This window comes from Pseudomonas sp. dw_358, from assembly GCF_018449655.1.
Lineage (GTDB): Bacteria > Pseudomonadota > Gammaproteobacteria > Pseudomonadales > Pseudomonadaceae > Aquipseudomonas.
The window spans coordinates 115907-128838 of record NZ_JAAVUX010000015.1 but is presented as its reverse complement, the minus strand read 5'-3'; the positions used below and the strand labels follow the sequence as shown (position 1 = coordinate 128838).

Below are 12932 nucleotides of genomic sequence, written 5' to 3'. Positions count from 1 at the left end.
TTTCACACCTTTGTTGCAGAAACCGGTTTTTTGCCCCACAACCGTGGAGTTCGCCTGGCAATGGCGGGCACGCGCAGCACTATAAGCAGGCAGCCGATCGCGGCGTATACCGACCACTCGGCCAGATCAGCGCGCACCACCCAGAGAAAATGCAACAGCCCCAACCCCAGAGCACCATATATAAGCTTGTGCAGTCGTCGCCAGCGGCTGCCAAGGCGTCGCTGACTGAAGCGGTTCGAGGTCAGCGCCAGCACGAACAGGCACACCCAGGCCAGACTCCCCACAATAATGTAGGGGCGCTTGCGCAACTCCACGCCCAACTGCCCCCACTCCAACCCCAGGACAAAGACCAGATAGGCCGCCAGATGCATGCACACATAGGCAAAACACCAAAGCCCCAGTTGGCGCCGCACGACAATCCAGAATGACAGGCCGGTGAGTCGCTGCAGCGGTGTCATGCATAGCGTGACCAGGATCAGTATCAAGGTACCCAGCCCCAGCCTGTCCAGCAGAACCTTGCCCGGATCCGGCCCCAGGGCGAACAGCCAGGCTTGATACACCCACCACACCGGCCAGAAGCCGATCAATAGAAAGACGCCAAGGCGCCACAGCGGATATCGCATCAATAATCCTTACGCAGGTCCATGCCTTGATAGAGGGATGCGACCTCATCCCCGTAGCCATTGAACATCAGAGTGTCACGCACGTTGGGGCTGAACAGCCCGCTTGGGAGGCGCCGCTCGCGAGCCTGAGTCCAGCGGGGGTGATCCACCGTTGGATTGACATTGGCATAGAAACCGTACTCACCAGGAGCGATCTGTTGCCAGGTGGTCTTGGGCTGCTCGGTGGTCAAGCTGATCCGCACGATCGACTTGCCGCCCTTGAAACCATATTTCCAGGGAACCACTAGTCGCAGTGGTGCGCCGTTCTGGTGGGGCAGCTCGCGCCCGTACATGCCTACCGCCAGAATGGCCAAGGGGTTCATGGCTTCATCAAGGCGCAACCCTTCCACGTACGGCCAGTCGATCAAGGCAAAATCGGAGCGCTGCCCAGGCATGGTCTGCGGGTCTTTCAAGGTCTCGAAACGGATGTACCTGGCCTTGGAAGTCGGCTCGACCTGTTTGAGCAGATCCGCGAGCGGGAAGCCCAGCCAGGGGATCACCATGGACCAGGCCTCTACACAACGCATCCGATAGATCCGCTCCTGCAAGGCATACGGCTTGATGAAGTCTTCCAGCGCATAACGCCCAGGCTTGCCCACTTCACCGTCGATCACCACCGACCACGGTTCGGTCTTCAGGCTGCCAGCATTGGCGGCGGGATCGCCCTTGTCCGTGCCGAACTCGTAGAAGTTGTTGTAATGGGTCGCATCTTTGAAAGGCGTGATCGCCTCCCCCGCCACGGTCATGGCTTGCCACTGGGTCTGTGACAGCTTGTCGGTGAACCAGGCAGGTGCGTTGCCCGCCTCGACGTCTGCATACCGAGAAGCCTCGGCAGCGCTCGCCCACTGCGGCATGGCGCCGGCCGCCAACAACGCGACCGAGCCGCCCAGCAGAGAACGACGGGACAGGTAGATGGATTCAGGAGTGACCTGCGATTCGATTGAATCGCAGGTCCGGGGGATCTTGATCAGCATAAAGACTCCGTAGAAGCGGGTTGCTCACCAGCATCTACAGAGTGTGCGGGGGTTTTGCGGCTTAGCCAATGTGTTTATGGCGGCGTTTCTTGAACAGATACTGCACAGGCCCCGAGGCAGCGTAGGCCAGGAAGATGAGCAGCAGCACCCGTGGCGGGTCGCTGAACACCACGGCGAACACCAGCACTACCGCGAGGATCGCGACAAAAGGTACGCGACCCTTGAGGTCCAGCTCCTTGAAGCTGTTGTACTTGATGTTGCTGACCATCAGCATGCCGGCAGCAGCCACCAGCAAGGCTACCAGGAAGGACATCTTCGACCCCTGGATACCGTAGTCACTGAAGGCCCAGACGGTACCTGCCACCACACCGGCAGCAGCCGGACTGGCCAGGCCGATGAAGTAGCGCTTGTCGGCCACGCCCACTTGGGTGTTGAAGCGCGCGAGGCGCAAGGCAGCGCCGGCAACATAGATAAAGGCCACCATCCAGCCGACCTTGCCCATGTCCCCCAGCGCCCAGCCGAACGCCAGCAAGGCCGGGGCCACACCGAAAGCGACCATGTCCGACAACGAGTCGTACTCGGCGCCGAAGGCACTCTGAGTATTGGTCATGCGCGCTACCCGACCATCCAGACTGTCGAGGATCATCGCCACGAAAATGGCGATGGCCGCATAGGCGAAATATTTGCTCGCCAACTGGGGATCATCGGCGCTCTGGGCGCTGATCGAGTTGATGATCGAATAGAAGCCGGCGAACAGGTTCGCCGTGGTGAACAGATTGGGCAACAAGTAGATGCCACGGTGACGGACTTTGCGTCCTTCGTCGTCGTGACCCTCCTCGACATGCTCATCGATGGGCAGCAGGCTTTCGGCGTCAGAGGCCTGGTGGGTCTCGTCGGGACGTTCGCTCATGGAGTGTACCTTGCAAGGCTGTAAAAAATTTCGACACGTGCCGATAACGCAGGTTCGTCGGCAAAGGTTGGAGCTTTATACCAGATGCGGCACGCCAAAACGAAAAAACGCGGCCTGAGCCGCGTTTCTGTCGAGCCGAACCGGATCAGTTCTTGGCTTTGTCGACGATCTTGTTTGCCGCGATCCAAGGCATCATCGAGCGCAATTGCTCGCCGATGATTTCGATGCCGTGGGCAGCGTTGTTGCGACGCTTGGCGGTCATCGATGGGTAGCCAGTGGCGCCTTCGCTGATGAACATCTTGGCGTATTCGCCGTCCTGGATGCGCTTCAGAGCGTTGCGCATGGCCTGACGGGATTCGGCGTTGATGACTTCAGGACCGGTCACGTACTCGCCGTATTCGGCGTTGTTGGAGATCGAGTAGTTCATGTTGGCGATACCGCCTTCGTACATGAGGTCAACGATCAGCTTCAGTTCGTGCAGGCACTCGAAGTAGGCCATTTCCGGCGCGTAGCCTGCTTCGACCAGGGTTTCGAAACCGGCCTTGACCAGTTCCACGGTACCACCGCACAGAACGGCCTGTTCGCCGAACAGATCGGTTTCAGTCTCGTCCTTGAATGTAGTTTCGATAATGCCGGTACGGCCGCCGCCCACGCCCGAAGCGTACGACAGGGCAACGTTCTTGGCATTGCCCGACGCGTCCTGGTAGATCGCGATCAGGTCAGGAATACCGCCGCCCTTGACGAATTCGGTACGCACGGTGTGACCTGGCGCTTTCGGCGCGATCATGATCACGTCCAGGTCAGCGCGTGGCACGACCTGGTTGTAGTGGATCGCGAAGCCGTGGGAGAAGGCCAGGGTGGCGCCCTTCTTGATGTTCGGCTCGACTTCGTTCTTGTACAGCTGCGATTGGAACTCGTCCGGGGTCAGGATCATCACCAGATCGGCACCGGCAACAGCAGTAGCCACGTCGGCCACTTTCAGGCCGTGAGCTTCAGCCTTGGCAACGGTCGCCGAGCCTTTACGCAGACCGACAGTGACATCAACACCGGAATCTTTCAGGTTGCACGCTTGAGCGTGGCCCTGGGAACCGTAACCGATGATGGCGACTTTCTTGCCTTGGATGATCGAAAGGTCGCAGTCTTTGTCGTAATAAACTTTCATGAAATATCCCCTGGTATCTTGGCCCGCTCGGGCCACTTGAATTTGAGTTAAACGCTCAGCACTTTGTCGCCACGGGCGATACCGGTGACGCCACTGCGCACGGTTTCAAGAATCGCGGCGGTGCCGATAGCCTGAATGAAGCTGTCGAGTTTGTCGCTGGTACCCGTCAGTTGCACCGTGTAGACACTGGCGCTGACGTCAACGATCTGCCCACGGTAGATGTCCGTGGTGCGCTTGATCTCGGCACGCTGGGCGCCGGTAGCCTTGACCTTGACCAGCATCAGTTCGCGCTCGATGTGAGCGCTCTCCGACAGGTCCACCAGCTTGACCACTTCGATCAATTTGTTGAGGTTCTTGGTGATCTGCTCGATCACCTCATCGTGGCCCACAGTGGTCAGGGTCAGACGCGACAGAGTCGGGTCTTCGGTCGGCGCTACCGTCAGGCTTTCGATGTTGTAGTTGCGCTGCGAGAACAGGCCGACAACACGAGACAATGCGCCCGGTTCGTTTTCCAGCAAAAGAGAAATAATGTGACGCATGATTACGTACGCTCCGTCTTGCTCAGCCACATGTCGCGCATGGAACCGTCTTTGATCTGCATCGGATAGACGTGCTCGCTGGCGTCGACCTGGATATCGAGGAACACCAGGCGATTGGTCATGGCGAAGGCTTCTTCCATCTTCGGCTTGAGATCCTTCAGGTCGGTGACACGAATGCCCACGTGCCCGTAGGACTCGACCAGCTTGACGAAATCAGGCAGCGACTCGACGTACGAATGAGAGTGACGGCCGCCGTAGTTCATGTCCTGCCACTGCCGGACCATGCCCAGCACCCCATTGTTGAGCAGGATGATCTTGACGGGCAGGTCGTACTGCAGGCAGGTCGACAGCTCCTGGATGTTCATCTGGATGCTGCCTTCGCCCGTCACGCACGCGACGTGGGCATCCGGGAAGCTCAGCTTGACGCCCATGGCGGCGGGGAAACCGAAGCCCATCGTGCCCAGGCCACCGGAGTTGATCCAGCGGTTGGGCTTGTTGAACTTGTAGTACTGCGCGGCGAACATCTGATGCTGACCCACGTCCGAGGTGACATAGGCATCGCCCTTGGTCACTTCGCAAAGGGTTTCGATCACAGTCTGCGGCTTGATCTTTGAACCGTCACCCTTCTCATAAGGGAACAGACCGCGATCGCCACGCCATTCATCGACCTGTTTCCACCAGGCGGCGACGGTATCCTTGTTCGGCGTTTCGCCGATTTCCTTCAGGGTCGCGACCATCTCGGTCAGGACACTGTCCACCGGCCCCACGATCGGCACGTCTGCCTTGATCGTCTTGGAGATCGACGCCGGGTCGATGTCGATGTGAATGATCTTGGCGTTCGGACAGAACTTGCTCGCACCGTTGATGACACGGTCATCGAAGCGTGCGCCCACGGCCAGGATCACGTCGGCATGGTGCATGACCAGGTTGGCCGTGTAGCTGCCGTGCATGCCCAGCATGCCGACGAACTGACGGTCCATGCCCGGAAACGCGCCCAAACCCATGAGGGTGTTGGTGACCGGCAGGTCCAGCAGCTTGGCCAGCTCGGTCAATTGCTCCGAACCGCCACCCAGGATCACCCCACCGCCGGCGTACAGCACCGGACGCTTGGCCGCCAGCAGCATCTCGGCCGCTTTGCGAATCTGCCCCGAATGCCCGCGCACGGCCGGGCTGTAGGAACGCAGCTTGGCTTTCTTCGGGTAGACGTATTCGTACTTGTCGGTGGGGTTGGTCATGTCCTTCGGAATATCGACCACCACAGGACCCGGACGACCGGACTGGGCCAGGTAAAAGGCTTTCTTCAATACCTCGGGGATTTCCTGAACGCTCTTGATCATGAAACTGTGTTTCACGATCGGACGGGATATACCGATCATGTCGGTTTCCTGGAAAGCGTCGGTACCCACCAGCGTGCTCGGCACCTGACCGGACAGCACCACCATCGGGATGGAGTCCATGTACGCAGTGGCGATACCAGTGATGGCATTGGTGGCGCCGGGACCCGAAGTCACCAGCACCACGCCCGCCTTGCCGGTGGCACGTGCATAGCCATCAGCCATGTGCGTCGCCGCCTGCTCGTGACGCACAAGTATGTGCTCCACTTCGGGCTCTTTGAACAGGGCGTCGTAGACATGCAGGAGGGCACCACCCGGGTACCCGTAAATATGCTTGACACCTTCGTCGCGCAAAAAGCGGACGATCATCTCAGCGCCGGATAAAAGCTCCACGTTGTTCACCTCTAAAACGCCAGAATACCGTTCATTGGGAACGGGTCTTAATAGGTTTACTGTCAGCAGAGCATGAGCGACGGTGGTCGCCGACGTACGTCAGCACTGACTGAGCAAGTATTGGGAACACCCCATATGTGTTGCGGGGTTTTCCCACCCAGCGCGAGGTAACGCGTTGCGGGTGTAACAAGTCGGCGCGGGTGCGCGCCTTTGCTCTGCCGAGGAAGCCTGCTTCTGGCAAGTCTTCCTACAGCGGACTTGGGATTGTTCCGATCAGCGTGGTGCAAGTCAAGCGCTCTGTGGTTTTTTTCATACCCATACGCCTGATACACAAGGAGGAAACCCTTCCGGTATCGGCTATGGTAGTGTCATGCCAGCACGTATTTCCAGGAACTCGCCATGCGCGTCACAGCCGTCAGCCTCTCGCTGCTATTCATGCTCGCACCCCTCGCCATGGCAGGCCAGGTCTACAGATGGACGGACGCCAGTGGCGAAACCCACTTCGATGCTCAACCGCCGGAAAATCACCCCTCGACGGTGATACAGATGGTCAAGCCGCCGCCCGCCCCCGCCGCGAAGGAGCCCGAGCCCCCCACCATCGGGCCGACCGGGCCGGACCAGGCGACCATCAATCGGCAAGTGAAGAAAAAGGTCGACGACCAAGAGGCCAAGCGCAAGGAGTACTGCACCAACGAACGGACGAATCTGGCGCAGTTGAATACCAACCCGCGGGTGAGTATGGAGGTCAACGGTCAGACGGTGCGTCTGACCGAAGAGCAACGGCAAAAGCAGATCAAGGATGCCGAGACGCAGATCGCCAAAGAATGCAAATAGGCCGAAGCCCATCGGATCCGGTGATCAACCGGCCTCGCTGATCAGCTCGTCGAAGCGCGCCAGCGACTGGCGCAGCGCTCGGGTTTCGCCCGCGCGACCGGCATAGACCATTTCCGCCATGACCAGAATGCCCGACGCGTTGGGCAACGGCAGGTCCTGTTCGAGGATCAGCTTCATCCGTGGCAGGAAGATCCACTGCAACCACTGGGAGAAATCCAGCCTGTCGACGCTGAACGGCTCGACGCTGGCCAGTGCCTCAGGGCTCGGACTGACATCCGCCCACCACCCCAGTACCCGCAACTCGCGCTCGATCAGCAACAGCTGGTCAGCAATCTCGAGAAACCGCGCATCCATCAGAAGCCAGCCTTGGCTTTCTGCTGAGCGGCTGCGGCGCCCGCCGCATTACCCTGCTTCTGCCGCGCTTGGGCGATGGTGGTCCACAAGCTCGCCTGCAGATCCGGCCGACCGCTGGAATAGGTCAGCGCACGCTGCGCCAGTTGCTCGGCCTGGGGCGCATCCCCCTGTGACAGGCGTACCTGGGCCAGACGGTAAAGCACCTGAGGCTCGCGCGGCGCAATGCGCTGGGCGCGCTCCAGGCTCGACGAAGCTCCATTGAGGTCGCCGCCGGTCTGCTGCTGCTGGGCGGTGCTCAGGAGTGCCAGTACCGGCCCATCCAATTGTTCATCCGCACTCAGCCCGCCGCCGTTGCTCGGAATGCCGCTGGGGCTCGACGGCATCGTGTCACCGCTGGTGCTCGGAGCCGACGTCACCGGACCCGGAGTGATCGGACCGGGGGTGATAGGGCCAGGCGTGATAGGGCCATAGTTCGTCGGTCCTGGAACGATCGGCGCACTGCCGGACGGCGCCGGGTTACCCTGGATCGGTTGGGATCCGCCCGCCTGGCCCGGCACCATGACCACCACACCGGAATCCTCCTCCTGCGCCTGAGGCCGCGCCTGTGCCGCCGGCGCACGATAGCCGCTGCGATTGGCAGAAACCCGTTCGCTGTTGCTGACATTGGTACCGGAGTCCACCACCGGAATGGCACCCCGAGGCTCGGTGACACAACCACCGAGCAACGCCAGGGACGCTACAGCTGGAAACAACCACTTGTTCACTGGAATTCTCTCTCTTGCCTGATGCTTGCATGATTCATGCGTAGCGCCCATGACGCTTAATGGAGCCAGCCCTTGACCCAGTCCATCACGCCCTCGGCGGGGTTCTGGCTACTGCCACAAGCGGTGCCGGCAGCCGGTTCACTGCCGCGAATATACGGTATCTGCACAGCACCCGGACAGCTTGAATCGGAACCCTGTCCGGTGTGGGGATCGACCCACGTCTGCACCACGTTGTCGGGCACCGGTGTATCGAGCGATAACGGATCGACCTTGCGCATGAAATTGGTCCAGACCTGCAGGGAACCGGTGGCCCCAGTGAAGGGCGTCTTGCCATTGTCATCGCGGCCCATCCAGACCACGGCCAGCACATCCTGGCTGAAGCCGGCGAACCAGCTGTCCCGGGAATCGTTGCTGGTACCGGTCTTGCCCGCCAGGTTCAAGGTGCTCGGCAGCACGTTGTAGACCGAACGGCCGGTGCCTTCACGCATGACCCGCTGCATGGCGTTCTGGATCAGGAAGATGGAACCCGCATCAAACCGCTGCTGAATCTGGAACGGATAACGTTTGAGGGGCTGCCCGTCCGCCGTCAGCACGCTGCGAATGCCGCGCATCGGGGTATTGAAGCCGCCATTGGCAATGGTCTGGTACATCGTCGCCACCTGCATCGGTGACAACCCGCCCGCCCCCAGCAGCATTGCCGGGAAGGGCGGCCAATCGACGTCGACGCCGAGCTTGCTCAGGGTCTTGAACACATTGGGTACGCCCAGATCCATACCCAGGCGCGCCGTGGCCAGGTTCAACGAATGCGCCAGCCCCTGGTACAGAAAGATAGTGCCATTGGAATTGCCTTCGAAGTTTTTCGGCGTCCATACCTGGCCATCAGCGCCTTTCACGGAGAACGGCTCGTCCTTGACCCAACTGGTCAGCGTGTATTTGCTCGGCTGCTCGAGGGCGGTGAGGTAGACCGCCGGCTTGACCAGCGAGCCGATCGGCCGCACCGCATCCAGCGCCCGGTTGAACCCGGCAAAGCCCGGCAGTCGACTGCCCACCAGCGCTTGCACTTCGCCACTTTCCGGGTTGGTCACCACCATGGCGGTCTCGACGCCGTCTATGCCTTTGCGCCCGGTGAAGCGCTTGAACGTCTCGGTCACGGCCGCTTCGGCCTTGCGCTGCAAGATCGGGTCGAAACTGGTGAAGATGCGCAGGCCTTCCTCGGTCAAGTCTTCATCACGGTAATCCTGGCGCAACTGGCGCTTGACCAGGTCAAGGAAGCCGGGGAACGAACTGTCGGCCAGGCTGCCTTGCTTGGACACACCCAGTGGCATTTTCTTCGCCGCATCCACCTGCGCCTGAGTCGCCACGCCTTGCTGGGCCAGCAGGTCCAGCACCAGGTTACGCCGCTCCAGCGCGCGGTCCGGGTAACGCCGCGGGTTGTAATAGGACGGCCCCTTGACCATCCCCACCAGCAGCGCGACCTGATGCAGCTTGAGCTCGGAGAGCGGCTGGCTGAAGAAGAACTGGCTGGCCAGACCGAAACCATGCACCGCGCGCTGACCGTCCTGGCCGATGAACACCTCGTTGAGGTATGCCTCGAGGATCTCGCGCTTGTCGTAATGCAGCTCCAGCAGCATGGCCATCATGATTTCGGTGAGCTTGCGGGTGAAGGTCCGCTCGTTGCTCAGATAGAAGTTCTTGACCAACTGCTGGGTCAGGGTACTGCCGCCCTGACGCATCTGCCCGGACGAAGTGTTGACCCAAAAGGCGCGAATGATGGACTTGGGCGAGACACCGAAATGGTGATAGAAGTCACGGTCCTCCACCGTGATCAAGGTGTCGAGCAAGTAAGGCGGCACCTGATCGAGCTTGATCAGGATGCGGTCTTCGAGATTCTTCGGGTACAGGCCGCCGATCAGCAACGGCTCGAGACGCACCACGGCCAGCTTGGCATTCTGTGGGGAAGACAGCTCGACGACCGAATCGCCGCTGAAACGCACGTGCACCGGCTGAGGCTGCTCGAGCCCTTCATAGAACTGGAAGCCACGGGTATTGAGGTCGACGCTGGTGCCGCTGACCGCCGCCGTACCCGGTCCGTCGATCTTCGCCTGACGTCGATAGCCCAGGGCATCGAGCTCGGTGAGGAAGTCCTCCTCACGCAACTTCTGGCCAACGAACAGCTCCAGCGGCCGGGCATAGACCTTCGCCGGAATGGTCCAGCGCTTCCCGGAAAACTTTTCCTGGACGATGGCATCGAGGTACACGGCAAAGCCGGCAAGGATCACCAGGCCCACCAGGCTCAGCTTCAAGGCCCAACCCAGAAGGGTGCGCAGGCGGCTGGGGGGATTTTTTTTGGCGTTGCGAGGAGTTCGGGTACGAGTCATGGCGGCGGATTATACGCACCTTTGATGCGCCTCGACAGGAGTGCCAAGGCGGTTTCCATGCGCCCTCTCAATGGCCATAATGATCCCCTCGAACCATTAGTCGTTAAAGGATTGCTCGTGAGCCAGTCACTGATCTCCGCCTTGCAGAACCCGGCCCTTTATCCCCATGCCGTCGACGGGTTCAAGGTGATCGAGACGCACATCTCGTGGGTCCTGCTCACCGGCCCGTATGTCTACAAGATCAAGAAGCCGATGAACTTCGGCTTTCTCGATTTCTCCGAACTCTCCGCTCGCGCGCACTTCTGCGCCGAGGAACTGCGCATGAACCAACGCCTCACCGAAGATTTGTATCTTGAAGTGCTGCCAATCACCGGCAGCGCCGAGGCACCGGTGTTGGGCGGCGACGGCGAAGCCATCGAGTATGCGCTGAAGATCCGCCAGTTTCCTCAGGAAAACCTGCTGAGTACCCTGCAGGCCAACGGTGAGCTGACCAGCCAGCACATCGACGAGATGGCCGAACAGATCGCCACCTTCCACAGGCACACGCCGCAAGTCCCGGCGGACCATGAGTCCGGTACACCCGCGCTGGTGATGGCGCCAGTGGAACAGAACTTCGAACAGATTCGCCCGTTCCTCAAGGACAAGGCCGACCTGCTGCAACTCGATGCTCTGCAAGCCTGGGCCCAGGCCAGCTTCGCGCGCCTGCAGTCCTTGCTGATCGCGCGCAAGCATGACGGCTTCATCCGTGAGTGCCATGGCGACATCCACCTGGGCAACGCCACAGTGATCGATGGCAAGGTGGTGATCTTCGACTGCATCGAATTCAACGAGCCGTTCCGCTTCACCGACGTCTACGCCGACATCGCCTTCCTCGCCATGGACCTGGAAGACCGCGGCCTCAAGAGCCTGGCTCGGCGCTTCATCAGCCAATACCTGGAGCGCACCGGCGACTACCAGGGTCTGGAACTGCTGAATTTCTACAAGGCCTATCGTGCCCTGGTCCGCGCCAAGATTGCCCTCTTCAGCATGCCCGCCGAGGCCGACGGCGTGCAGCGCGCCACGGCCCTGCGCACCTATCGCAACTACGCCAACCTCGCGGAAAGCTACAGCGCCATCCCTTCGCGCTTCCTGGCCATCACCCATGGCACCTCGGCCGTGGGCAAGAGCCAGGTGGCCATGCGCATGGTCGAAGCGCTGGGCGCGATTCGCCTGCGTTCGGACATCGAGCGCAAACGCCTGCTGGGCGACCAAAGCCCGGAGCACCAAGGCCTGCACGACGGCATTTATAGTAGCGACGCCAGCACCGCCACCTACCAGCGCCTGCACTATCTGGCCGACATCGTGCTGCACGCCGGCTTGCCAGTGGTGATCGATGCGACCTACCTCAGACATGAACAGCGCCAAAGTGCAGCCAACGTGGCTGAAACCACCGGTGTGCCCTTCCTGATCCTGGACTGCAACGCCCCGGATGCGGTGGTCGCCAGCTGGTTGAGTCAGCGCCAGGCCGAAGGCATTGATCCATCCGATGCTACGCTGGAAGTGGTCGAATCTCAGCGCGCCAGCCGCGAAGCTCTGACGCCGGAAGAGGCGCTGCTGGCCAAGCGGGTGGAAACCCACGAAAGCGACAGTCTGGACAAGCTGGTGAAGCAGATTCGCGATCGTCTGCCAGGCCTGTAGCCCTTCGTCGGATCGCCCTTGGACGAGATTCACCGGGCGCCAGTAGTGGCAGTATACTGGCGCCATAAATCCAACCGGAGAACACCCATGGGCCAGCCCAAGCAGCTTGATTCCGCTCTGTACGCTCTGCTTCACAAGGAAGATGTCGGTGGCTTCAACACCGAGCGCCAGGGCGTCAATATCATAGACTTCAAGGGCGGTGACTTCCGCGGGCTGGACTTGCGCGAGCTGCATGCGCAAGGCATCGACTTCACTGACGCCTATTTCCGCGCCGCCGACCTGCGCGGGCTCGACTTGCGGGACACCCATCTGGAAGGCGCCAGCCTGTCCCATGCCAAGATCTCCGGGGCCTACTTCCCCCCGGAGCTCTCGGCGGACGAAATCCTGATGTCGGTCAATTTCGGGACTCGGCTGCGCTATCGTACGCGCTGACCTCGGCAGCCCTCTTGATAGGCCTGCGTGCGTACGGCGGCAGTTTGACGCCGTACTCCCCCTGAAAAACCTTCTGCAAACAAGCCATTGCCGCAAATGTCGGTAAACCGGCGCACAGCCGCTACACTCATCAAGCGCCCGCTCCACCTCTATTGATTGCGCCATCGCAAGGAGGCTTGATGAACGATGAACTTCAGCATCTGAGAAACCTCGGCAAGACTTCCGCGCAGTGGTTGCACGCTGTCGGGATCCACAATGCAGGTGATCTGCGCCGCCTTGGCGCGGTCGACGCGTATCGCGCAGTGAAAACCCGCGGCTTTCGAGCGTCCAAGGTCTTGCTCTATGCCATCGAGGGCGCCTTGATGGACGTGCATTGGAACGACATCCCATCCGAACGCAAAGACGCTTTGAATAAGCAGCTGGAAGCTATATCGTCAGCGCAGAAAAATTAGTGTCCTGTGCCCTACCAGGCTGCTCCCAGCCATGGCGATGCAGCAGTCAAGACAGCAGTCGAGAGAA

The 12932-nt window shown here is 60.5% G+C and carries 13 protein-coding genes; 4 read left to right on the top strand and 9 right to left on the bottom strand.

Annotation, left to right across the window (positions count from 1 at the left end):
• Positions 1-2: 2 nt before the first annotated feature.
• From msrQ to HB675_RS19915, 6 genes are all read right to left on the bottom strand, one after another.
• Positions 3-623 (bottom strand): protein-methionine-sulfoxide reductase heme-binding subunit MsrQ, encoded by a 621-nt coding sequence (gene msrQ, locus HB675_RS19940; RefSeq protein ID WP_213880684.1) that lies wholly within the window; start codon positions 621-623, stop codon positions 3-5.
• Entirely contained in the window at positions 623-1636 is a 1014-nt protein-coding gene (gene msrP, locus HB675_RS19935) for a protein-methionine-sulfoxide reductase catalytic subunit MsrP (protein ID WP_213880682.1), read from the bottom strand. Before msrP ends, msrQ begins: the two co-directional genes overlap by 1 nt.
• Before the next feature lie 61 nt (positions 1637-1697).
• Positions 1698-2546 carry a CDP-diacylglycerol--serine O-phosphatidyltransferase gene (pssA, locus tag HB675_RS19930; protein WP_213880680.1) on the bottom strand — a complete coding sequence of 283 codons (849 nt, stop codon included), beginning with the start codon at positions 2544-2546 and terminating at the stop codon, positions 1698-1700.
• A 145-nt stretch (positions 2547-2691) separates the two neighbouring features.
• Positions 2692-3708, bottom strand: a complete 1017-nt coding sequence (gene ilvC, locus HB675_RS19925) for a ketol-acid reductoisomerase (RefSeq protein ID WP_213880678.1) — start codon at positions 3706-3708, stop codon at positions 2692-2694.
• 47 nt (positions 3709-3755) lie between these two features.
• Positions 3756-4247 carry an acetolactate synthase small subunit gene (gene ilvN, locus HB675_RS19920; protein WP_213880676.1) on the bottom strand — a complete coding sequence of 164 codons (492 nt, stop codon included), beginning with the start codon at positions 4245-4247 and terminating at the stop codon, positions 3756-3758.
• A gap of 2 nt (positions 4248-4249) precedes the next feature.
• On the bottom strand, positions 4250-5974 hold the full coding sequence (locus tag HB675_RS19915) for an acetolactate synthase 3 large subunit (protein ID WP_213880674.1): 1725 nt from the start codon (positions 5972-5974) through the stop codon (positions 4250-4252).
• A gap of 399 nt (positions 5975-6373) precedes the next feature.
• On the opposite strand from HB675_RS19915, the gene HB675_RS19910 reads away from it, so the two are divergent.
• A complete protein-coding gene (locus HB675_RS19910; protein ID WP_213880672.1) occupies positions 6374-6808 on the top strand; it encodes a DUF4124 domain-containing protein in 435 nt (144 codons plus the stop codon).
• Between the two features lie 24 nt (positions 6809-6832).
• Here HB675_RS19910 and HB675_RS19905 read toward each other — a convergent pair whose 3' ends face one another.
• Genes HB675_RS19905 through mrcB form a run of 3 tightly spaced genes read right to left on the bottom strand, consistent with a single transcriptional unit; the run spans position 6833 to position 10304 of the window.
• Positions 6833-7162 carry a YqcC family protein gene (locus tag HB675_RS19905; RefSeq protein WP_213880670.1) on the bottom strand — a complete coding sequence of 110 codons (330 nt, stop codon included), beginning with the start codon at positions 7160-7162 and terminating at the stop codon, positions 6833-6835.
• Positions 7162-7926, bottom strand: a complete 765-nt coding sequence (locus tag HB675_RS19900) for a hypothetical protein (RefSeq protein WP_213880669.1) — start codon at positions 7924-7926, stop codon at positions 7162-7164. The genes HB675_RS19905 and HB675_RS19900 overlap by 1 nt, the downstream gene beginning before the upstream one ends.
• A 56-nt stretch (positions 7927-7982) precedes the next feature.
• Positions 7983-10304, bottom strand: coding sequence for a penicillin-binding protein 1B (gene mrcB / locus HB675_RS19895; RefSeq protein ID WP_213880668.1), 2322 nt, complete (start codon positions 10302-10304; stop codon positions 7983-7985).
• Positions 10305-10421: 117 nt separating this feature from the next.
• Between mrcB and HB675_RS19890 the strand changes: the two genes are divergently transcribed.
• From HB675_RS19890 to HB675_RS19880, 3 genes are all read left to right on the top strand, one after another.
• A complete protein-coding gene (locus HB675_RS19890) occupies positions 10422-11981 on the top strand; it encodes an AAA family ATPase (RefSeq protein WP_213880667.1) in 1560 nt (519 codons plus the stop codon).
• Positions 11982-12068: 87 nt separating this feature from the next.
• On the top strand, positions 12069-12413 hold the full coding sequence (locus tag HB675_RS19885; protein WP_213880666.1) for a pentapeptide repeat-containing protein: 345 nt from the start codon (positions 12069-12071) through the stop codon (positions 12411-12413).
• A 179-nt stretch (positions 12414-12592) separates the two neighbouring features.
• Positions 12593-12865: a TfoX/Sxy family protein gene (locus HB675_RS19880; protein ID WP_213880665.1), complete on the top strand. Its 273-nt coding sequence runs from the start codon at positions 12593-12595 to the stop codon at positions 12863-12865.
• Positions 12866-12932 lie beyond the last annotated feature (67 nt).

Excerpts from the sequence above, each read along its gene's own strand:
- msrQ (WP_213880684.1), bottom strand. The coding sequence starts at position 623 with ATGCGATATCCGCTGTGGCGCCTTGGCGTCTTTCTATTGATCGGCTTC.
- msrP (WP_213880682.1), bottom strand. The coding sequence starts at position 1,636 with ATGCTGATCAAGATCCCCCGGACCTGCGATTCAATCGAATCGCAGGTC.
- pssA (WP_213880680.1), bottom strand. The coding sequence starts at position 2,546 with ATGAGCGAACGTCCCGACGAGACCCACCAGGCCTCTGACGCCGAAAGC.
- ilvC (WP_213880678.1), bottom strand. The coding sequence starts at position 3,708 with ATGAAAGTTTATTACGACAAAGACTGCGACCTTTCGATCATCCAAGGC.
- ilvN (WP_213880676.1), bottom strand. The coding sequence starts at position 4,247 with ATGCGTCACATTATTTCTCTTTTGCTGGAAAACGAACCGGGCGCATTG.
- HB675_RS19910 (WP_213880672.1), top strand. The coding sequence starts at position 6,374 with ATGCGCGTCACAGCCGTCAGCCTCTCGCTGCTATTCATGCTCGCACCC.
- HB675_RS19905 (WP_213880670.1), bottom strand. The coding sequence starts at position 7,162 with ATGGATGCGCGGTTTCTCGAGATTGCTGACCAGCTGTTGCTGATCGAG.
- mrcB (WP_213880668.1), bottom strand. The coding sequence starts at position 10,304 with ATGACTCGTACCCGAACTCCTCGCAACGCCAAAAAAAATCCCCCCAGC.
- HB675_RS19885 (WP_213880666.1), top strand. The coding sequence starts at position 12,069 with ATGGGCCAGCCCAAGCAGCTTGATTCCGCTCTGTACGCTCTGCTTCAC.
- HB675_RS19880 (WP_213880665.1), top strand. The coding sequence starts at position 12,593 with ATGAACGATGAACTTCAGCATCTGAGAAACCTCGGCAAGACTTCCGCG.